Annotated in this window: 15 protein-coding genes; 10 read left to right on the top strand and 5 right to left on the bottom strand. The window is 43.5% G+C overall.

What is annotated here, in order from left to right:
• The first annotated feature begins 156 nt into the window (after positions 1-156).
• Positions 157-1764 (top strand): S-layer homology domain-containing protein, encoded by a 1608-nt coding sequence (locus MHH52_RS17285; protein ID WP_340003777.1) that lies wholly within the window; start codon positions 157-159, stop codon positions 1762-1764.
• An 87-nt stretch (positions 1765-1851) separates the two neighbouring features.
• On the opposite strand, the gene MHH52_RS17280 is transcribed toward MHH52_RS17285, so the two are convergent.
• The gene (locus MHH52_RS17280; RefSeq protein ID WP_340003776.1) at positions 1852-2568 is read right to left on the bottom strand and encodes a glycosyltransferase family A protein; all 717 of its coding nucleotides are present in this window, start codon (positions 2566-2568) and stop codon (positions 1852-1854) included.
• Positions 2565-3272, bottom strand: coding sequence for a glycosyltransferase (locus tag MHH52_RS17275; RefSeq protein ID WP_340003775.1), 708 nt, complete (start codon positions 3270-3272; stop codon positions 2565-2567). The genes MHH52_RS17280 and MHH52_RS17275 overlap by 4 nt, the downstream gene beginning before the upstream one ends.
• A 562-nt stretch (positions 3273-3834) precedes the next feature.
• On the opposite strand from MHH52_RS17275, the gene MHH52_RS17270 reads away from it, so the two are divergent.
• From MHH52_RS17270 to MHH52_RS17260, 3 genes are all read left to right on the top strand, one after another.
• Positions 3835-4224, top strand: coding sequence for a collagen-like protein (locus MHH52_RS17270; protein ID WP_340003774.1), 390 nt, complete (start codon positions 3835-3837; stop codon positions 4222-4224).
• Between the two features lie 430 nt (positions 4225-4654).
• Positions 4655-5227, top strand: a complete 573-nt coding sequence (locus MHH52_RS17265) for a hypothetical protein (RefSeq protein ID WP_340003773.1) — start codon at positions 4655-4657, stop codon at positions 5225-5227.
• Between the two features lie 199 nt (positions 5228-5426).
• Complete coding sequence (locus MHH52_RS17260; protein ID WP_340003772.1) at positions 5427-5987, top strand: DUF4303 domain-containing protein; 561 nt, start codon at positions 5427-5429, stop codon at positions 5985-5987.
• 65 nt (positions 5988-6052) lie between these two features.
• On the opposite strand, the gene MHH52_RS17255 is transcribed toward MHH52_RS17260, so the two are convergent.
• From MHH52_RS17255 to MHH52_RS17245, 3 genes are all read right to left on the bottom strand, one after another.
• The gene (locus MHH52_RS17255) at positions 6053-6883 is read right to left on the bottom strand and encodes a carbohydrate ABC transporter permease (RefSeq protein WP_340003771.1); all 831 of its coding nucleotides are present in this window, start codon (positions 6881-6883) and stop codon (positions 6053-6055) included.
• 2 nt (positions 6884-6885) lie between these two features.
• Entirely contained in the window at positions 6886-7773 is an 888-nt protein-coding gene (locus MHH52_RS17250) for a sugar ABC transporter permease (protein ID WP_340003770.1), read from the bottom strand.
• Between the two features lie 68 nt (positions 7774-7841).
• A complete protein-coding gene (locus MHH52_RS17245; protein ID WP_340003769.1) occupies positions 7842-9161 on the bottom strand; it encodes an extracellular solute-binding protein in 1320 nt (439 codons plus the stop codon).
• Positions 9162-9407: 246 nt separating this feature from the next.
• On the opposite strand from MHH52_RS17245, the gene MHH52_RS17240 reads away from it, so the two are divergent.
• From MHH52_RS17240 to MHH52_RS17215, 6 genes are all read left to right on the top strand, one after another.
• Positions 9408-10979, top strand: a complete 1572-nt coding sequence (locus MHH52_RS17240) for a response regulator (protein WP_340003768.1) — start codon at positions 9408-9410, stop codon at positions 10977-10979.
• Positions 10976-12691: a histidine kinase gene (locus MHH52_RS17235; RefSeq protein WP_340003767.1), complete on the top strand. Its 1716-nt coding sequence runs from the start codon at positions 10976-10978 to the stop codon at positions 12689-12691. Before MHH52_RS17240 ends, MHH52_RS17235 begins: the two co-directional genes overlap by 4 nt.
• A 286-nt stretch (positions 12692-12977) precedes the next feature.
• Complete coding sequence (locus MHH52_RS17230) at positions 12978-18665, top strand: glycoside hydrolase domain-containing protein (protein ID WP_340003766.1); 5688 nt, start codon at positions 12978-12980, stop codon at positions 18663-18665.
• An 87-nt stretch (positions 18666-18752) separates the two neighbouring features.
• Positions 18753-20168, top strand: coding sequence for an alpha-L-fucosidase (locus tag MHH52_RS17225; RefSeq protein WP_340003765.1), 1416 nt, complete (start codon positions 18753-18755; stop codon positions 20166-20168).
• A gap of 542 nt (positions 20169-20710) precedes the next feature.
• Positions 20711-21388, top strand: a complete 678-nt coding sequence (gene pnuC, locus MHH52_RS17220; protein ID WP_340003764.1) for a nicotinamide riboside transporter PnuC — start codon at positions 20711-20713, stop codon at positions 21386-21388.
• Positions 21385-22395: an AAA family ATPase gene (locus tag MHH52_RS17215; protein ID WP_340003763.1), complete on the top strand. Its 1011-nt coding sequence runs from the start codon at positions 21385-21387 to the stop codon at positions 22393-22395. Before pnuC ends, MHH52_RS17215 begins: the two co-directional genes overlap by 4 nt.
• Positions 22396-22407: the final 12 nt, after the last annotated feature.

Raw genomic sequence — 22407 nt, 5'->3', positions numbered from 1 at the left:
TGTGGGATTCGCTTTGGCAGGATTCCATGATACGTTTCTAGTTTCATTCGCTTTGGCATTTTGTGGTATGGTATCGCACTCTACCAATATTTTAGCAATGTTTATAGCTTCTATCCTTGGTATAATTCGAAGATTATCTCCGAGGAGGATCATCTCGTGAACAATAGATTTGGTAGATTTGCAGTCATAACAATCGTTATAGTGCTTGCAGCCGGAATATTTATTCAACATATATCGGCTGATGATGAGGCGCCTTTTAAGGAAATAGATACTAGTTATGCTAAAAATGAAATCATAGATTTATATCACCGCAACATATTAACTGGCACAACGGCGACATGCTTTTCACCTACTCAATCGATCACTAGAGCGGAATTCATTACGGTTCTTGACCGTCTGCTAAAGCTTGATCCGGCAGTTAGTCCAGTATCTCCTTATACAGATGTAGCCAAAAAAGCTTGGTATTACGGCTGGATACATGCAGCTGTTCAGCTTGAGCTGGCTAACGGCACGTCGGCAACTACTTTTGCGCCAGCAAAAGCAGTTACTAGGCAGGAAGCGGCTGTATGGATGGCCAAAACTTTAAAGCAAACAAACCATACTTCTGCTCTAACTTCGTTCAATGATCGAAATGAAATTGCTAGCTGGGCAAGATCAGCTGTTGCTACTGTAAATGATCTAGGATTAATGAAGGGGGATAATAGCAAGAATTTCCGACCCTTTGATCCTATAACTAGACAGGAAACAGCCGTCCTCATAGACCGGGTGCTGCAAAATGAGAGTTGGGCAGCTGAGCTTGAAGATGAGCCGGAGGATCATATCATTATTGGCTGGCAATATGGTCAAACGACGGCACAATACGAGAATACTGTTATGAAGTCGAACGTCAATACCATATCACCACGGTGGTACTATGTTGGAAAATCAGGTGCATTAACGGATTCAACGGATGCTTCGCTGATCACATGGGCAAAGAAGAATAATAAGAAAATATGGGCGATGGTAGGTAATCGATCGGATCAAGAAGCGACTCATCAAATGTTGTCGAGTACAACCACAAGGAATAAGGCAGTAGATCAATTAGCAGCTTTAGTGAGCAAATATGGATTAGATGGACTAAATATTGATTTTGAAAATGTAGCGCCTGACGATCGTGAGTATTTGACCTCGTTCATTACACTATTAGCTGAGAAGATGCATGCACTTAACGCTACGCTGTCGATAGACGTATCTCCCGATCTTGGAACAGATTGGACGGAAGCTTTTGACTACGCTGCACTAGGTAAGCAAGTGAATTATATGGTGATGATGGGTTATGATGAGCATTACGATGGGAGTAAGCTTCCAGGGCCAAATGCTTCAATTCCTTTTGATCAACATGCAGTGGATACAGTACTAAAGGTCGTTCCTAGCCATAAGGTTATATTGGCACTGCCTTTATATAATCGTGACTGGACGTTGAACCAGAATGGCACGGTTTCATCTTCAAAGTATATCTCGCTTCCGGAGCAAAATCAGATTATTAGTAACTATGGAATGAAGCCCGTATGGAATGAGTCTTTAGGACAATATGTTGCCAACTATTCGAAGCAGTCCATAAAGCACACGATCTGGATTGAGGATGGTCGTTCATTAATAGCCAAATACGATTTAAGCGTTAAGAACAATCTAGCCGGGATCGCTTATTGGTATATAGGTGGGGAAAGTTCAGATATATGGCCTAGCCTAAGTAATGCAGAGAAATTTTACGATTATACCTTTTAAAAAAAGAAAGACTAGATTCTCATAGCCACCTAGCTATGTTGCTATCTAGTCTTTTTTATTTGGTTATTACCGCGCAAATGGTAGGTATCAGATTCGAGTGACGTATTTTTTGAAATTTTTCACTTTAATAACTTTAACACTTTTGGATAAAAGCTTCTTGTCGCTAACGATCCAGGTATGATCTTTTGAGTTTTTCCTACGAATTGCTGCGAAGTTATACTTATTTCCTGCGTAAATCTTAAAGCCATGTGCAGCACAATCAGAACAGAACTTGACGCATTCCCCCCGGTTCCGATCTGGAAAAGAAATCTGCTGGAACACATTACGTTTAACGAGCAGGGTCGCACCTTGAAGATTGGTTACATGTTTATTTTCCATACGGAGGTAACGAAGCAAAAGTAACTTCTTATCATTCAAATACATATAGTGAGCCCGTTTTCCAACGATATCCGCCTTACTCTTATGAAGTGTTTGCATACTATCGGCTAAATAGTTGGTAGCGTAGTAGTCGTCATCATCAAATTTAGCGATATAACTATATTTCGCTAATTGCACACCAAAATTTAAACAAAATCCGAGGGATCGATGTTCCGGTATTTTAAAAACCCGTACATTCATATGTTTTTTTGCAGCAGCTGTATAGTCATCTATTTTCAAACTATCATTATTTATGATTACGATAAGTTCTTTAGGATTGAAATTTTGTCGTCGATAGTTATCAAACAGTGTATTTATACAGTCAGCTCGTTTCGTACAGGTCAGAATAGATACAGCAGATATAGTGGAATCAGTAGCCCTTTTCATACCTTGATCTTTGGACTGCGTCCAACAAATGCCTTGTAATTTTTAATATTACGGATGATCTTATGGTTTGCTATTAGAGTGCTGTCGCTGATGATCCATGTGTGCTTAGAAGAGTTCTTTCTTCGTATGGCTACGAAGTTATTCTTACTCGCAGAATACACCTTATAACCTTTCTTTCTACTTCTGCTGCAAAAAAGATCATCCTCACCCACGTTTTTATCAGGGAATTTCACTTGATCGAATACTTTACGTTTGAAGACGAGTGTAGCGCCTGGGAGATGGGTAACTGTTCGATGTTCATCATGTGCGAAACGAAGGATCAAAGTCTTTGAACCACTTAAATACATATAATGAGCTCGTTTTCCAAGAATATCAGCATTTGTTCTATTTAATGTCTGAATACTTTCTGTCAAATAATGAGGGGCATAATAATCGTCGTCATCGAATTTGGCGATGGTATGATATTTACATTTCGTTACGGCATAGTTTAAGCATGAACCCAGAGTTTGATGTTCTGGTTTACGAAATATCTTTATGTTTTTGTGTTTTTTAGCTAATCGTTGGTAGGGGGATAGTGGAATTGCATTGTTATTGATAATAATGATGAGTTCTTTTTGGGCATATCGTTGTCTGTTGTAATTTTGAAGTAGGTTGTTTAAATAATTTGGACGATTTGTACAGGTAATAATGGAAACACCATTCATTTAACCAACCCCTCAGATGCTTTTTATTTGGGAAAAGTCTCATAATACGATATGTCCAAGTTAGGATAGAGTAACGGCATATCAACCTCATGTATGCAAAAATGGATTTGTATGAAGAACACAAAACCACAGTCATGGCTGTGCTCGTATTACCTTAGAAGCCATCTGCTGATTTTCCTAATGTATTCAAAGTAGGGTCGAAATTAAATGTTAAATATACAAAGGTTGATCACACACTTAGTATTTTAAGTGTTGATATTGAAGCGGAATAGGGGGGCTAGCGTCACCTCCCCGAACAGTCTAATCATCACGTGGCTAGGGATTGTGGCTCTGCACGTCCATCCCTCGTCGTATTGAACCTCCGTCCTAATTGTTGAAGGCACCCATATTTTTTTCGCCCTACTTATGATACGGGGAATCGTATCATAAGTAGGGGCAAGTTTTTTGATAACACCTATGTTTAATCTTATTGTTGATTTTCAGTAAAAATATAACCGCCCAAGCGCCCTTTCCGCGAATGCATATGATGATTATGCCTAATCATTGAAAGGAGTGATCACATATGGGATTTTTTCCAACGCCGGGAGGCGGCCAAGGATTTCCAGGGTTTCCGGGAGGACCTGGTGTGCCGGGAGGACCGGGGGGACCGGGGTTTCCAGGTGGAAGTCCCGAAGGAATTCCGGGAGGTGCACCGGGAGGCGTTCAAGCGCCGACGGCTCCTCCACCGCAATTCGTACCGCAAATGTCGGCCACCACATTTGCCGTCGACCCCGGCGGGATCAGACGCTGCCTGTTCCGCAACACATACATTTGGCTGAACAACGGCGAGCAATTCTGGTTCTTCCCGGTATTCGTCGGGCGTAATTCTATTGCAGGGTTCAGATGGTTCGGTTTCTTCTGGGCGTACTTCGGCATTGATTTGAATCGGATTCGTTCGTTCACCTGCTTCTAAGGCAGACACCGAAAGAGAACAGCCCGCGGGCTGTTCTCTTTGTTGTGCGACTTTTCGTGTTTGCCGCTATCATCCACAGTGCAGCGAACTGTATCATAAGTAGGGGCAAGGCATCATTTTCATAATGTTTATTTCAGGCCGGTCATTGACATAATGATGAATTCACGCACAAAATCTAAAGGTTTGATCGTATTATCCAAAGTGCTAGTAATGAGGGAGCGGAGCGCGCAGGGAAGGAACTGGAGATTGTGCTGAACGGACAAGGCAATATCTCTTCCCTTGAAAAGATCATTTCCAAAATTCAGGTGAAAAGTAGGAAGACTCAGGACAAATGATCACTATAATGGAAATAAGATACATATACAGAACCAATCTATAGGATATAAACAAGAATCAGGCTGAGAAGAAAGCGATTAAAGGAGGCCATCTCGTGGGAAGATCATTCGCGAATTTGCATATCAAGTCGAACAACCTTGAGAAGACTGTCGAAGCATTAAGAGACCTATGCGAAGGGCATGCTTCAGTATTAGGCAAGTCATATCATGAGGCTCTAGAGAGCAAAGTTGTCATGTATGTAAGCAAAAGCAACGAGAACTGGATCAGCGTGCTCCACGATTATTTTATATGGGGTACGGTGAAGGAGAGCGGCAAAACGCTGTCCCGGCTTATCGGGGAGCCAGTGATGACCGCCGGATATATGAATGAGGAAATAATCGAGTTTTCGTTGTTCGAGAATGGAGATATTGAGGCCGAAAGAATCTTTTGTGAACAGTGGACGAGGGATGAATATGAACAACTCCAAGAAGAGCGTCTTAATGATGACTACTTTCAGAAAGCGTTGGATATCCGTAATGAGGATTTTGACGACTTGATTAGCATTACGAGTCCGGAACAAGCCGTAGATAAGCTGTCAGAACTCATAGGAATGTCTTTATGGTGTGATTCGGAGTGGATACCGCACGAAGAAAGTCTCAGAAAACGATTTGGAAAATATGAATTTTGAAAATATATGAGCTGTATAGGCACGCTTCCTTGCTTTAGATAGAGATAATGAAGAGTGGGTTCCGATCATGTGTTATGATCTCATGAATGATTTGATCGACAAGTATGCTTCAACGTTTGCGGAGTTTCTAGAACGGCTGATTGACGAGCGTTCTTAAATAAACTGTGTCGATCGACTAACGGAAAGGAGGGCCATTGTCATGAAGCCGATGCAAGATATCGAGACGCTGGCGATAGAGATCGCCGATGCTGCCAGAACGTCTTTTCGCGCTCTTTTTGTAAATGGCGAACGTTACTATTATTGTACGCTATATACTACTGGCGAGGGACATGCGCCAAGTATCTCCGCCTGGTCATGGGAAGCTTTGGAGATGGAATCGACCAGGCAAGGAGACGAAAGTGACACACCGGGATTGACGATTGCGGAACTCATCAAATGGTCCTATGCCGATTCTCCCTATTGTTGTTTCGGGGATGAGAACTTCGATCATGTTAAACAACGATTTATCGAGTGTCCTTTCATTGCGGATCTTGAGAATGACGAAGGGAATCGCGAGTTTGATTTGAGGCTGAAGGCCATGGAGCTGGCAATGAAAATGCTCGATGATGAAGGCGTGTTTGCCTTGAATCAACTGCGAGAGTCAGTATGCATCCTTGTCGAAGTCATGCCGCCGGATGAGATCAATACCGAAATCGCCCTACGTTTGAATCGGGCGGAATCTCCGGCTATGCAAGTATGGTTGGCGGAAGCGGCGGAGTAGAAGCATCCGCTATCGTTGACATATCATGGACCAATTTACGCTGCCAATGGTTTGTCTTTAAGCTCCTATCCCTTTAACGATCCAGACGTAATACCATTAATGATATATTTTTGCATGAAAATATAGAAAAGAATGAGTGGTGCAACCGCTAGGAGCATCATCGGGAAGAAATTCGTCCAGTCGGTTGAGAATTGCCCAATATTGCGGAACACTTCTAAAAGTAATACACCCTTTGAACGGGATTGCAAGAACAACAACGGCGTCATGAAATCATTCCACACACCAAGCGTATTCACAATCGCTACAGTGGCAATCACCGGCATAAGCAGCGGGAACACAATCTGCAAGAATGTTCTCCAAACCCCACAGCCGTCTACTTTTGCTGCTTCTTCCAGTTCCAATGGAACGGTAGAGCCGATAAAGCTTTTAATTAAAAAGATAGAGAGCGGGAGGTTGTAACAAATTTCTATAAGAATAACGCCCATATGGGAATTCATAAGCCCAAGCTGGGATACCTGTTTATAAAGTGCCAAGATCCCCATTTGGTACGGTACCATCATTCCAACCATGAATAAAAGGAACACGAGGCGATTGAAGTGGTTCGTGCGTCGTACCAAGCTGTAAGCAGCCATCGCAGAAAACATAACAATACCCGCAACGGAGGAAATCGTAATGAGAAGGTTGTTTCCCAACACATGAAAGTAGTTCATTGCCTTGAAAGCGCGAACGTAGTTGTCAAACGTGATGTTAACTGGAAAGCCCATCGGATGAGAGACTGCATCAGCTGGGGTCTTAAAAGTCGTGATGATCAAATAGTAAATAGGGATCAAAAAAATCGCAGCTAAGACGAGCAAGAGAATTTCCGTAACGGCAGACCCTTTTGTATATCTATTCATGATTACCGCCGCTCCCACATTTTAATTAGTGAAAAGTGAAGAAAGGTGATGAAGCCAACGAGGATCACGAAGACGATACCGAATGCGGCTCCGTAGCTATAGAAACCTTCACTGAGCCCTTTTTTGATCATGAGTGATACGATCGTTTCCGTAGAATACCCCGGGCCACCTCCAGTCAAGGCATAAACAATATCAAATACCTTCATACCGTTTATCATCCCCATAACCGTATTGAAAGTGATCGCTGGAAGCAGTAGAGGAAGCGTGATATAGCGGAACAATTGCCACCCGTTCGCTCTGTCGATCTTCGCCGCTTCATAATAATCTGTTGAGATGCTCTGCAAGTTGGCCAAATAAATAACCATTGTGTAACCAACCCACTGCCATACGGAGGCGATGATGACTGAGTAGAGCGCAAGACGCGGATCTCCGAGAAAATTGATGCGTTCAAAGCCAAGAGCAACTACAAGTTGATTAATTAAGCCGAAGTCGGAAGGTGAGTACATAAAATTCCAGAGAAAACCGATAACCAATACGCTGAACACCGCAGGAAGGAAGAACGCAGCCCGCAGCAGATTTTTTGTTTTTAATTTTTTATTGAGAAATACCGCTAATGGAATGGCTAGCAAATTCTGTCCGAGCATCGCGAGTACTGCATAGATTAAAGTGTTGCTAATACCTGTTAAATAGAGTGAATCTTTAAATAGAGCGATATAATTGTTTAAACCAACAAACTTGACAACAACGGGATGCACGTCCGACCAATTTGTAAAGCTGTATAAAGCGGTCTTTATCGTCGGAAATATGAAAAAGGTACAATAAATAAGTAAGGCAGGAAGCAGAAGCAGAACATAATTGATTTCTCGTTTGAAAATGTTTGGTTTGTTCATGTGCAACAACCTTTAGCTTATAGGATGTACAAGGGACAAATCGCTTTGCCCCTTGTAATTTATACGACCTATTTAGATTTCTCCAGCAGTTCAACTGCTTTCTTGTCTACCGCTTCTAGCACTTGACGAGGCGTTTTAGTACCTGCTATGATTTCTTGAATACCTTTTCCTAGATCTGAAAAAGCAGGACCAGCAACGCCCCAATTATTAACAGGGTACATGACATTACCCGCCTTGAAAGCTTCTTGAGCACCGTTGTACTCTGCTGGCATTTCAAAAGTAACCCCTTTCAAAAAAGAGGAACCTCCTTTATTATCGATCCAGTAAGCATTCTGACCTTCTGGTGTGGACAACAGGTCAAGCACCTTGTACGCTGCATCCTTGACTTTGGACTTCGCATTCAAACCAAACGATACCCCTGGACCACCGACCATCCAACCCGGGCCGCCTTTTGTACCCAGGTTCGGGAACATATCAATCTTCATGTTAGGCGCCTTTTGCTTAAAGGTTTCCATATACCAAGGTCCTGCTTGGAACATAGCTGCCTTGCCGCTTGTAAATTCGTCAATTGCTTGTTCTTCTTCAAGCCCAAGCATATCCTTAGTGAAGACACCGTGTTTCAAGTATTCGGTCCATGTCGTCAAAGCAGGCTCGAGCGCATCGACCATTTTTGAGTTTCCTTTGCCAAAATCATCGTTCCATTGTTTTCCTTCTGTTGTGCCGATAAAATCATTGAGTGCCAAACCAAGGAAGGACTGGCCTGCTACGTTAGGATTCTTTAGACCGATCGCTTGGGGTTTAATTCCATTTTTCTTCAGCACGTCCGCTACTTGGAAGTACTCATCAAGCGTTGTTGGTATTTTCAGGTCATATTTGGCAAATAGATCAACATTATAGTAAACCCCGTTAAACCAACTAGCTTGCGGCAACCCGTACAGTTTATTATCAAATGTTGCGGTGGACGTGCCGGTTTCATAATACTTGCTAGCATAACGTTCTGTTAAATCTTCGAAATACCCTGTCTTGACGGTATTTGCGTCGATTACTCCACCGATAATGTCAGGACCTTCGCCTGCTGCAAGCTGCGTCTTGATGACATCTACGTAAGTCTTGTTATCGATGAACTGATACTCCACATCTATATCGGGAAGTTTATCTTTGAATAATTGCAGAAGTGTCTTTACACTGTCTTCTTTGTTCCAATACGATAATCTGACCTTCACTTTCTTTACCGGTTCTGGATTCTTTGATTCTTTCGGTGCCTTTGTATCATTCGGTGTTGCACTTTCCTTTGCGCTGCTGTTGTTTGTACTGTTCGAACTGCAGCCTGTAAATAAGATTGACAAGGTGAGTAAAGCGGTAGTGGGAATTAACCACGTTCTCTTCATACAAAGACCTCCCAAATTTAGAAAATTTTTTTTACGGTATAGTTATCATTGTAATGTAAATGTGATTTCCATCGAAATAACAGATTTTTGCGAAATCTAACAGAATCCATCTGACAATAGAAACCAAATCATGTGGTTAATGTAACATGGTAGGAATAGGAATGCCTAGTGTGCTATGCTTTGGTTTGTAGTGAGTATCCTCTGGAAGCGAGTAAATACCGCCCGATGAACGGATAGGAGGAAAATATGTATCATATTCTAGTAGTCGATGATCAACAAGCCGAAATCGATGCTATTGAATGGCTTATTCATAAGCATGCGCTACCCTTTTCTGTTGCTCAGGCCAACGATGGGGAAGTAGCGCTGGAATATATAAGGGGCCATCAAGTAGATCTGTTATTCACGGATATTCGCATGCCATTCATGGACGGTCTAGAGTTAATCAAGCAGGCAAAGCTAGTCATTCCGGACCTTAAGGTGCTTATTTACAGTGCTTATGGGGAATTTGAATATGCACAAAAAGCGATTCAACTTGGTACCGTTAGTTATATGTTGAAGCCGCTCGATGTGAAGGAATTCCTCAAAACCTTCCAATCTATCATCGGTATACTAGAGGACGAACGACTTCAGAAAGAGAAAGACGAGCTACTGATCAAAGGCTTTCATAAAGGAGTGGCGTATGAGAAAGAGAAGCTCCTGTTTGATCTCCTTCAAGGTCGTGAAAGTGATGCCGATTATGAGGAAAGGGCAGCTTTTGCGGGCCTAAATGATCTGGCAAATAAGCGGTTGTATATGATTATGATGGGATTGCAAAATCACTTTTTCGATCAACATCATACAGAAGCGACTGAATTCCTTCAAACCACTTGTAAACATGAGATGCTTCTACTAAATATGAATGAGTACCAAAGCGTCATGCTCGTCGTTATTGATCCCGCTTCAAAGAACAACGATAACCAGTATGAGCTTATGAGTTATGGGGAAAAGGTTAAAGAATGGCTGGAGACCCGCTTCGACCGGCGAAGCTTCATTATTGTGGGTAGTCCAGTAGATAAGCTAGAGGGGCTTCATGACGAGTTCACCCAAATGGAAGAGTTAATGAATTTTCGATTTTTTATGGATAGAAGTGTCGTTTGTTCCAAAGATGACGAAAGCATTCATGACCATATAGATGTCGAATCATTAGATCTTATGCTTAAGGAAATTTATACTACTATAACACGAAAAGAATATCATACACTCGAGTATCAAATAGAGTTTCTCATTGGGAGTATGCGCAATAGTAAGCGTTTTAGTTCTATGTATGCCAAACTATTATTTACAGAAATATTTAAAAAAATAGTAGAGCCTCAAGGCAAAAAAAACAGCAGTTTACTAAAGGACGGTTTGGAGCGAATCGCACTTTGCAATTCAATTGCTGAGCTCAGGCAAGTCATTTTATCCGTTTTTCAGGAGTATTTGCTGCGAATTGAAACTGCGCCAGATGATCAAAGCCGCAAAGTGATTGAAGATGTACAGACTATCATCCAGATGGAGTACGGAAGTGATATTGGAGTTGACTATTTAGCGAATCGCGTCTTTTTATCGCCAAGTTACTTAAGTTTTCTGTTTAAAAAAAGTACAGGCCAAAGCCTAATCAAATATATTACCGCTGTACGTATGGAGCGAGCGAAGGAGCTGCTGCGAGAGTCAACGATTAAAGTTGTTGATATTGCTAGTACAGTTGGATTTGCGAATACTTCCTATTTTAATTTAATGTTTAAGCAACATAACGGCCTGACTCCTATTCAATATCGGGAGGGTGGCGGCAGGAGATGAGTCTGCTCAAATTTATTCGTAATATCCGCCTGCGTCAGAAATTATTGCTTTCTTATGTGATTGTCATCTTCTTGCCAACGATTGTACTGGGTTTGTATGCCTACCAAAGTTCCAAAACTTCATTGAAAAACCAGGTTCAACAAAGTGCGGATAACGAGGCGAGGAGGCTTGCACTAGAGATCAGTTACCGTCTTCAGAGACAGGATGTATCTATGAAATCAATTGTATTCCATCCTGCGCTTCTTGATTTAATGAGTAATCCAGATCAGGATTTGTATGCTCAATTTAAGACGTTGAATGATAAGATTGAACCTATTTTTTTTAACTTGATGTATATGGTTGGGGATATGACTGAGATTATGTTGTACTCCGAGAATCGGCAATCTGAATTAGGAAACTTCATTACGCCTTCTTCAGCAGTTAAGGATAAGGATTGGTATGTAGCGACAAAGGGTAGCGAGACAACCAAATGGTGGTTCGAAGATGGAGAATTGTTTGCCACACGAGTTATTCGCAATATCGATCTACAAATCGTGAGCGCTGAACTTTATGTCCGGTTTGATTACAATAAAATCTTCGGTGATTTCATTGGCAAGATGAATGAAGGGAAGGGCATCATTATTACCGATCAAAAGAATCAGCCCGTGTTAACAGAGCATGTGGAGCAAATGAATGATGTTCAGCTTCAATCCCTTTCAAGGAGTGGCACTTCAAAAGCAAGCTTAGGCGGCGAATCCTACCTAGTTATAAACAAAGATATTCCTCAAACCGATTGGGTCTTGCATTATTTAGTTTCCGATGATCAATACAATACAGGAATTCGTAATATATTAAGCGCCACGGGTATCATTGTGCTCATCTGTATGGTTTTCCTCAGTATCATTATCTTCTTGTTCTCAGAAACACTATTAAGAGGAATCGAGAAACTAAACACCAAAATGAAGATGGTGGAAAATGGTGATCTTACGGTTGTAGTATCCACGAATTCCAAAGATGAAATCGGTCAGCTTACCGATCGTTTCGGTTCTATGCTTAAACAAATTAATCAACTCATTTCGGAAGTATATCAAACAAAAGTCACGCAAAAGTCGGCCGAACTCAAAGCGCTGCAAGCTCAGATCAATCCCCACTTTCTATATAATTCTTTATCTTTAATTAATTCCAAAGCGCTGCGAATCGATGCTCAAGAAATTAGTGACTTGGTAAATAACCTTTCTAGTTATTACAGAACGACTTTAAATAAAGGGAAGCAGATTATAGCGATTCAAGATGAATGGACTAACGTTCAAGCATACATACATATTCAATTAGCTATGCACAATTCAAGATTTGACGTAGAATTCGATGCCGACGACAAGGTATTTCAATTTGAAATGATTCATTTGATTTTGCAGCCGATTGTTGAAAATGCGATTATGCATGGCATCGATCTGAAGCGGGAGGGGCGAGGTAAACTCATCCTGCGGGCAAGTCTCGACGGTGAGGATATTGTTTTTGTCGTGGAGGATAATGGCGTCGGTATGGAACCGTATATGATTGCACGTATTCTTGAACATGAAAGCTCCGGCTATGGCATTAAAAATGTGCAAGAAAGATTACAGCTCTTATTTGGATCCCAGTACGGGATTAATATTCATAGTCAACCTGGGATTGGCACTTCTGTTATCGTACGCATACCGCAGTATCGTCACATAAGAGAAGAAGATTCATGATCACATAAACGCCTTTGGCATCCTAATAAGGACGCCAAAGGCGTTTATGCTTGAAATATAAGGATAAAGTATAAGTTTCACGTTATACTTTATCCTTATATTTTTCGAAGAAACGCTTATCGTCTTTAGAAGACGACAACGTCGTTTCTTCTTATTTACAATCGAAATCTGTTAGATTTCAAATAATACTCTTATTTAGCAGGATTTCAATCGAGATTATAATGCAGAATGAGAGCGCTTTAATTGTGTTCTGGTATTCAATAAAGAATGAGAGGATGGCTGATCTATGTTCAAACGAGCAATGTATACAAGTATCTGTTTCATGATTCTAGTAAGTACATTTTTCCAAGGTAATGCGCCTAGTGTCCATGCTGACAGTAACAACCTGGACGTGTGGGTGGAAAATGCATTAAAAGCCGTATATAGGACCAGCACGATTCCAGCAAATGCTGGAACCAGCATTGATCTTGTTTCAGCCAAAAACGAATACGAAAGTGAGCAAATTGCTGTAAGAGGAGCAAGTGATTTTGAGATTACGGGAATTGAATTTTCCGATCTAGAATCACCTGGAAATACGATCTCAAACAGTAACTTAAGCTATCATTTTGAAGAATACGTGCTTGAGGATACCGTGCAGCCCAATCAATACCGACCGGATTTGGTAGGCACGGAAATCTACCCCTTATCCGAAATTCCCGACCCGCTTTCGAACGATACCTCTATAAATGTCGCGGCAAATTCAACTCAGCCCATCTTAATAACGAATTATGTCCCTGACGATGCTGTACCTGGTCTCTATTCCGGTATGGTTACGGTGAAATCGACTTTGGGAGATTATCAAGTACCTATTAACGTTGAAGTAGCTAACGCTGAAATCCCTCAAACCTCTGAGGCTAATTTCGTTAATTATCAATGGTCGATGACAAATGGTTTTATGATTGGAGGAAATCCACCTGAGAATGTTGATGATCCTTTAACTCAGTCGAGTTATGATGTTGGCGAGAACTATTATGGAGTGGAGACGTATAGCGATGAGTGGTTTGAGCTTATGGATAATTTCGCCAAGACCATGACCGACTATCGCCAGAACATGATTTGGATTCGTACAGACTTATTATTAAACGAAAAGGGTACCAAAATGGTGTTTTTTAAAGACGGGATACCGGAGAATATCGACTGGTCTTTGTTCGATCGATATGTTCAAACCTTTATGGATAGAGGAATTACTCATTTTGCGAACATTCACCTAATCCATGCCTTAGAACAAATGCCACAAAGTGAGAGACCAAACAATAATAATCCACAAGATCCGTGGAAAACGACCGTACCTGAATTCGATACACTACCTGTTACAGACGCTTATCTTACGAACTACTTGACGGCATTGCACGATCATTTAGAGGAAAAAGGTTGGCTAAATGGTTTCACTTGGTATCAACATACTAAGGACGAACCTAACGGTTCGAGCATTACAAACTATATGACCTATATCGCTAGAAAAATCAAAGAGGTCGTTCCAGATTTCAAAACTTTGGACGCTGATGCGGCAGGAACGCTAATGAACGATACTATCAAACCTTATGTGGATGTGTGGGTCCCGTTAACACCGGTTTTCCAGGACAAGAAAAATCTTTATAAAGCAGAGCAGGCCGCAGGCAAAGATTTGTGGGTGTATACTTGCGATGCGAATCCGGCTCCGTGGTTGAACAGATTCTGGACGCAGCCCATATTGACTGGCAGACTGTTATTCTGGAATCTTAGTCAAGAAGGTGTACAAGGACACTTACATTGGGGATGGAACGTATGGTACGTCCCACATTATGGCGATTCCACGATCGTATATCCGGATAAGGAACATATGACAGTTAAGAGCTCACTTCGTTACGAGGCCCAAAGAGACGGACTTGAGGAATACGAATTGATGCACCAGCTCAAGCAAACCAATCCCGGACTTGCTAAACGTATAGCCGACAGCGCGGTTAACCCGTCAGATCCGAGAAAATATACCCTTGATCCTGAATATATCAGCAAGCTTCATAATTATCTGGTTAAAGCAGCAGCTGGAGAAACTGTGGGCGAAATTCCTGTGCCAAATAGTCCCTACGATGGGCAGGATGTACCGATGACTTACATGACTGATAATGCAACCGGCGAGATTATCTTTGACGGTGAATGGTTTGCAAAAAGCCGGAAGTATGCTTATATGGGCGGTGTTCAAGGCACGTTAAAAGCAGATGATGAATTGACCTATACCTTTACAGGATCCGGTATCGATCTTATTGCGGAGAAAAATGAAGGCTCCGGTAAAATCGCTGTATCCATCGACGATTCTGCTCCGGTGATTATAGACCTATATGAGAAAGTTCAACTCGATTCGATATCGGTATACAGCAATCATAATCTGTCAGCAGGCAAGCACACGATCAAGGTAGTGAACCTGGAGAACAAAAACCTATACGTTGATGGCTTTCGAGTAAGCATGTATGAAGGACAAAAGATCTATGACGGATCGCTACAAAGTTTGGAACTGACTAACGTGCCTTCGGTTGTTTTTAATAAAAACAATATCAATTACCAGGCCATTATTCCGAGCGATGTAGATGTGATCACGATTACGCCAACGCTTGCGGATGCAAATGGCACCCTAGATATCAACGGGCAACGTTACGGCAGCGGTGAGAGGCTTACATTCAACATCCCTACAGGCAAAAGTAAGATCCTTATTCGCTCTACCGCAAGTGATGGAGAAACCACGAGACTCTATACTTTGAACTTTCTCAAAGGCAATGTAAATCAACCGACCACCAATATTGCGAGAAGCTATTCAGCTATTACAGCAACAGCTGCCAGGGAAGACAGTACCGGCTATGGTGTTTCAAATATGGTTGACGGCAGTTACGGTTCCATGTTTGCTAGTATTAGCGGGTATACGAGCACGGTGCCGTTCCCACATGAGATCAATCTTACTTGGAATCAACAGATGACCTTTAATACGATTGTCATGGCCACGCCATCAGGGTTATTACAGGGAATAACGGATATTGATGTTGAGGCTACTTCAGATGGAACGAATTGGACCACAATTGCAAAGAGGGTACCGATTCAATGGTTTAGCAGCACAGACGACAACAAGATGGAATACACGTATGCTAATATCCCTACAGTTAATGACGCGCTGAAGCTGAGGATACGGGTCAATGACGCTAACAATACGTATTGGGGCATATACGCTTTATATGAACTTGAGCTTTATAACCTTCCAGACAACGGAGAGATTAAACCTACAGCAGACGGAACGCTGAGTAATTTAACAATCCCTAATGTTCCTTCTTTTACGTTCGACAATAGCACGACGACCTACCCAGTAATGATTCCTAATGATGTAAACACCATCACGATTACGCCAACGCTTTCGGACGAAGCGGGTACCTTGCAGATCAACGGAAAGACTGTCGCCAATAACACAGCGCAGACTTTTGACATTCCAGTTGGGAAAAGTGTGGTTCATATCAGGTCCACCGCAAGCGACGGGACGACTACAAAGCTCTACACGTTGAACTTTCTCAAAGGAAATGAGAATGAGCTAGGCACCAATATTGCCAGAAGCTATTCTGATATTACAGCAACGGCAGAACGCGAAGGCGAAGACTATAGTGCCAAGAAAATGGTTGACGGTATTATTTATACCATGTTCGCGAGTTCGCGAGGCTACAATACCGAACATCCGTTTCCGCATGAAATTAATCTTACTTGGGACCAAAAGCAAACCTTTAACACCATCGTCATGGCTACGACATCTGGATTAATCCAGGGTATTTCCAATATCGATGTTCAGGCTTCTACAGACGGAATAAACTTTGAAACCATAGCGCAGGGGGTACCGATCCAATGGAAAAGCAGCAAAGATGACGGCGTTATGGAGCACACCTTTGCTAATATTCCTGAAGTACGAGATGCACTAAAGCTGAGAATACAGATCAATGATGCGAACTATACGACATGGGGCATGTACGCTATGTATGAGCTTGAGCTCTATAATCTCGCGGAGAACGGAGAAATTGGCGAGAACAGTAATACGATCACGGCGAGCGCGGGGGAAAACGGAACGATCAGTCCGAACGGCGCCGTTATAGTCAATGAGGGTGATGATCAAACCTTTACATTCAATCCGAACAATGGATACGAAGTCGACGAGGTGTTGTTAGACGGTACCGCCGTGTCGGTGACCGGAAGCGTGTATACGGTTGCTAACATAACCGCCGACCATACGATCAATGTTACGTTTAAGCAAAAGGTGACAGGTGGCGAGAACAGTAATACGATCACGGCGAGCGCGGGGGAAAACGGAACGATCAGTCCGAACGGCGCCGTTGTAGTCAATGAAGGTGATGATCAAACCTTTACATTCAATCCGAACAATGGATACGAAATCGACAAGGTGTTGTTAGACGGTACCGCCGTGTCGGTGACCGGAAACGTGTATACGGTTGCTAACATAACTGCCGATCATATGATCAATGTTACGTTTAAGCAAAAGGTGACAGGTGGCGAGAACAGTAACACGATCACGGCGAGCGCGGGGGAAAACGGAACGATCAGTCCGAACGGCGCCGTTGTAGTCAATGAAGGTGATGATCAAACCTTTACATTTTATCCGAACAATGGATACGAAATCGACAAGGTGTTGTTAGACGGTACCGCTGTGTCGGTGACCGGAAACGTGTATACGGTTGCTAACATAACTGCCGACCATACGATCAATGTTACGTTTAAGCGAAAAGACACGGGTGGCGGGAACAGTAACCCTCCGACGAGTGGTGGGAACAGTAGTATCCCATCTACTGGTGGTACAGTCAATGGAAATACCGATGCTCATATACTTGTAGTGAAAACGGAAGATCTTACTTCTCCAGCCTCCAACGGAGTCGTGACGATCGCAGCCAAGGATAAAGAGAAAATTGTACTTCCTGCCAATGCAGCCGAACTGCTCGGACATCATCAATTAGTCATTCAAACGGGTCCATTCACGTTGGAAGTACCCGCTGAATTACTTAAACAGTTGACGGATAAATTGTCCGCAGAAGATAAACGAAACAGTACGATAGAGTTAATCATGACTCTCTTATCCGAATCCGATGCTAACAACCTTCTAGCGATAAGGCAGTCTTCCGCGCATGCAAAAATTAAAATTTCCGGCAATGTGATCAATTTTAGCTTATCGATTGTCGGAAAAGATGGTAAAGTGACAAGCTTGAACAGCTTCGATAAACCGATGACGATTCGATTCAAAGCGGATCCTTCCTTAAATCCGAAACTGACTGGCATTTACTATTTGGCAGACAACGGTACGCTGGAATATGTGCGAGGCACGTTTATTAACGGAGAATGGGTGGCCGATATTCACCATTTCAGTAAATATGCGGTGCTCGAATTCAAGAAATTATTTACCGATGTTAAGTCCACTCACTGGGCGGCCGATGCGATCGAACAGCTAGCGGCGAAGCAATTTATTGAAGGCACTAGTGCGGCAATGTTCGAGCCAGAGCGTTCTATAACACGGGCCGAATTTACGGCGATGCTTGTCAAAGTGTTGAACCTGACATCAGTGGGCGAATCGAAATTTACGGATGTATCGAAGGGTGCCTGGTACGAGGGAGCTGTTTCCATGGCGGTCAAAGCAGGCATTATTAAAGGAATTAGCACAACATCTTTCAATCCCGATGCTAGAATCAAACGCGAAGAAATGGTCACTATGATGATGCGGGCGTATGTTATCTTGAAAGACGTCAAGTTGAACGGAAAAACGGCTTCTTCCTTTACCGACGAATCCGCTGTGGCAGCCTGGGCGCTTGAGTCAGTAAGAGCGGCGGCGGCACTTCATTTAATTAACGGTCGAGAAGCAAACAAATTCGTTCCGAGCGGGATTACTTCCCGTGCAGAAGCAGCAGCTTTGCTCAATAGAGTTATACAGTAGCCGGGTAAACCCCCAATTTCTATATTGGGGGTTTACAAGTAATAATTTTACTTTGATGTGACGCGGAGAACCGAAGGAGGCAACCCGATGAACGATATGGAAATCAAGGAACTTCAGCAAGCAGATGCGCCGGAACTGAAAGAAGGCGTCCACGGTTACAGCAGCGAGACGAATTGGGTGAAGCCGGAAAATCCAATTACGCTGGAAAGTTTGGAATGGTTCAAGGATCAGAAATTGGCCCTAATGATGCATTGGGGACCTTATTCGCAGATCGAGGTCGAGTCCTGGATTCTCAGCGACGAAGACGGTGATTGGGCGCGTAAAGATGTCGACTGGACGAGCGACTACGAAGAGATGAAGCGCGAATATTTCGGACTCAACCGCACGTTCAATCCGTTCCGCTTCCAGCCGGAGCTATGGGCGGAAATCGCTGCCGAAGGCGGGTTCAAATATTTGATTTTTACGACAAAGCATCACGACGGATATTGCATGTGGGACACACATACGACGAATTACCGAATTACTGGCTCCGAAACGCCGTTTCATGCACATCGCTATGCCGACGTTTGCAAGCATGTGTTTGACGCTTTCCGCAGCAAGGGGCTTGCGATCGCCGCATATTTCTCGAAGGCGGATTGGCAATCGCCGTATTACTGGGCGCCAGGAATGGAGCGGGGCAGCAATACGTGGAGAGGGCCTTCGTACTCCCCCGAGGAATATCCGTGGCTGTGGGAGCAATTCGTCGATTTCACCCATGAGCAAATCATGGAGCTGATGAGCCGTTACGGCCGGATCGATATTTTGTGGCTGGATTCGGGCTGGGTAAAAGATAGTGACCAGGTAAAGCAGGACATTCGGTTGGGCGAGGTCGTCGAGCGCGCCCGTCAAACGCAGCCGTGGCTGCTATCCGCGGATCGTACAGTCGGAGGGCCTTACGAAAATTACGTGACGCCGGAGCAAACGATTCCGGAGCGTCCGCTGAACGTGCCGTGGGAAAGCTGCATTACGATCGGCACACAGTGGGCTTTCAAATACGATGACCAGTATAAATCAGGGAGAGAGCTCGTTCGCATTCTGATGGAAGTCGTATCAAAAGGCGGCAATTTGGCGCTTAACGTAGGTCCTCAGCCCGACGGACGATTGCCGGCTGGGGCGGTTAAGAGTATCAATGAGTTGGGCGCATGGATGAAGGTTTATGGTGAAGCGGTATACGGCACACGCGTGTGCGGGCCGTATTTTGCCGGTTCCTGCGCGTTCACCTCGAAAGGGAATACCGTATACTGTACGTACTTGTATGAAAGCGCAGATGAAGCCGTAGCCAAGATCGTTCATATTCCTTATCAGGAGCCCGTTTCAGGCATCGAGCTTGTCGGAAGCGACGCTTTACTGAAGGTTGAGCGTACGCCGGAAGGAATCTCGATCACGCTTCCGGATTGCGAATTGAACGGGCAGGCTCCGATCGCCCATGTTTTCCGCATGCAGAAGGGCGAGAAGGCAAAGTGAACGATAAGATTCTTAGCTTTAAGCTAAAAATAGGCCAGTTGCTTCAGCGTTGGGGCTAGGGAATTTCTAATTGTTCAAAATCATGTGTCATTATACAATGGGGTCTGTGGGCAATAATACGAGCGCAGCAGCAGAGAAGAAGAAGTAGCCGGATGACAAATACATGTTCGAACGCCTACCCGCGTAAATCGCGGGTTTTTTCCTTTGTCAGCGTATATTCTTGTCAGAAATCATTATCAAGAACATGTACCGATTGCCGATTCTCGAAATAGGATTATGCTAAGGAAGGGGATACCGACAATGGACATTCCTGCTTCTTAGGCCGACGAAGACGATAAGGGGTGCTTTTTGCTATGTTAAACACCAACATGAGCCAATGGGCTAGGGCCAGATTATAAGTGGAAATTATCTTCACTTTTATGATTGCATCTTCCTTGCCTTTTTGTTATATTTGATATTAACAAAATGTTAATATCAAAAAGTTACTAACAGTAAACTGAATGGTGAAGGTTCGGAAATTTAATGAAAGGGAGGGGATGAAAGTGGATAAAACATGGGGTGGCTGGAATCTGTTTGAAATCGTCTGGCTAGTTTTGTTTACCTCTATTGCTGTTGCGTTTACGGCTATTTCTAAAGATTCCTTATTCGGTTTTACGGTCTTTATCACCGGGGTGCTGTGTGTGGTGCTCGCGGCGAAAGGAAACCTGATGAGTTATGTTTTCGGAATGTACAATACCGTCGGTTACGCGTACTTGGCTTACATAAACGGTTTGTTTGGAGAGGTCATGCTGAATTTGTTATTCTTTGTTCCTATGAATGTCGTTGGCTTCTATATGTGGAAAAACAACCGCCAAGACGGCAAACTATCCATGCGACAGATGGATCTTAAGTGGCTGTTCCTTGTCGGAGTGGTCTGCGTAATAGGCTGCCTGCTACTGGGAATCGGGCTATCGTTCATCCCAGGACAGAACTCGCCTTATATCGATGCTATTACGACGGTATTATCCATCGTGGCTACCTTTTTAATGGTCAGAAGATTCAAGGAACAATGGCTGGTCTATATTGTTTTGAATATGTTTACGGTGCTGTTGTGGGTGATTCGGATGCTGGAAGGCAGTGGCGAGGGGTTGCTGATGATCGTCATGTGGAGTGCGTATCTGGTTAACGCGGCATACGGCTATTACAATTGGAATAAAGGAGCTAAGGAGGTGTCGGCATGAAGACGCTTGGATTAACGCTGGGGAAGTTTGCCCCGTTGCATAAAGGACATCAATTCATGATCGAGACGGCGTTGCAAGAGGTCGACGAATTGATTGTGGTAATCTACGAAACGACGGTGACCCCGATTCCGCTTCATATCCGAGCGAACTGGATCCGCAAGCTCTATCCGACGGTCCGGGTAATCGAAGCTTGGGACGGTCCAGACGGGTATTCGAACGATCGGGAGCATGAGATTCGAGAGGAGCAGTATATTCTGGGGCTGCTGAAGGGCGAGCAAGTGACGCATTTTTACTCCAGTGAGTTTTACGGCGAGCATATGAGTGTCGCTTTAGGCGCGGCGGATCGGCGGGTGGATGAAGCCCGTGAGCGGGTGCCGATTTCGGCCACGATGGTACGTGCCGACCCTTATAAATACCGCGGATTTGTAAGTGATGTCGTGTATAGGGGTTTAATCACGAAAGTGGTTTTTGTGGGAGCGATGTCGACTGGCAAATCTACAATCACCGAAGCGCTGGCGCGGCGGTATCGCACAACCTTTGCGAGCGAATATGGGCGTGATTACTGGACCGAGCATCAAGTAGATCGCAGAATCAGCCTAGAAGCGTTCGATGAGATCGCTTTGGGCCATATTGAACGTGAGGAGCAGGCGCTGCTGGAAGCTAACCGATATCTCTTTGTCGATACCAATGCAATTACCACATATATGTTTGCCTTGGATTACCACGGACGGGCTCCTGAGTGCTTAGCCCGGATCGCAATAGAAAACGCGCAGCGCTACGATCTATTTTTCCTGTGTGACGATGATATTTCTTACGAGGATACATGGGACCGTAGCGGGGATCAGAAGCGGCATATTTTTCATAAGCAAATCATTGCGGATTTGAAAGAGCGGCGGATTCCCTATATCACGTTGCGAGGAAACCTAGAGGAACGAATGCACAAAGTAAGCGAGGTCTTGGCAAAGTTCGAGCCCTACCGGAACTATTTCGGAGAGTTGTATGGCTAGAATAAAGAACAA

Origin of the sequence: Paenibacillus sp. FSL K6-0276, assembly GCF_037977235.1 — a bacterium.
Classification (GTDB): domain Bacteria; phylum Bacillota; class Bacilli; order Paenibacillales; family Paenibacillaceae; genus Paenibacillus_AQ.
The sequence above is the reverse complement of the archived record's forward strand: the minus strand, read 5'-3'. Positions and strand labels throughout refer to the sequence as shown.

Coding starts and splice junctions, on each gene's coding strand:
- MHH52_RS17280 (WP_340003776.1), bottom strand. CDS start 2,568: ATGAAAAGGGCTACTGATTCCACTATATCTGCTGTATCTATTCTGACC.
- MHH52_RS17275 (WP_340003775.1), bottom strand. CDS start 3,272: ATGAATGGTGTTTCCATTATTACCTGTACAAATCGTCCAAATTATTTA.
- MHH52_RS17270 (WP_340003774.1), top strand. CDS start 3,835: ATGGGATTTTTTCCAACGCCGGGAGGCGGCCAAGGATTTCCAGGGTTT.
- MHH52_RS17260 (WP_340003772.1), top strand. CDS start 5,427: ATGAAGCCGATGCAAGATATCGAGACGCTGGCGATAGAGATCGCCGAT.
- MHH52_RS17255 (WP_340003771.1), bottom strand. CDS start 6,883: ATGAATAGATATACAAAAGGGTCTGCCGTTACGGAAATTCTCTTGCTC.
- MHH52_RS17250 (WP_340003770.1), bottom strand. CDS start 7,773: ATGAACAAACCAAACATTTTCAAACGAGAAATCAATTATGTTCTGCTT.
- MHH52_RS17245 (WP_340003769.1), bottom strand. CDS start 9,161: ATGAAGAGAACGTGGTTAATTCCCACTACCGCTTTACTCACCTTGTCA.
- MHH52_RS17240 (WP_340003768.1), top strand. CDS start 9,408: ATGTATCATATTCTAGTAGTCGATGATCAACAAGCCGAAATCGATGCT.
- MHH52_RS17235 (WP_340003767.1), top strand. CDS start 10,976: ATGAGTCTGCTCAAATTTATTCGTAATATCCGCCTGCGTCAGAAATTA.
- MHH52_RS17230 (WP_340003766.1), top strand. CDS start 12,978: ATGTTCAAACGAGCAATGTATACAAGTATCTGTTTCATGATTCTAGTA.
- MHH52_RS17225 (WP_340003765.1), top strand. CDS start 18,753: ATGAACGATATGGAAATCAAGGAACTTCAGCAAGCAGATGCGCCGGAA.
- MHH52_RS17215 (WP_340003763.1), top strand. CDS start 21,385: ATGAAGACGCTTGGATTAACGCTGGGGAAGTTTGCCCCGTTGCATAAA.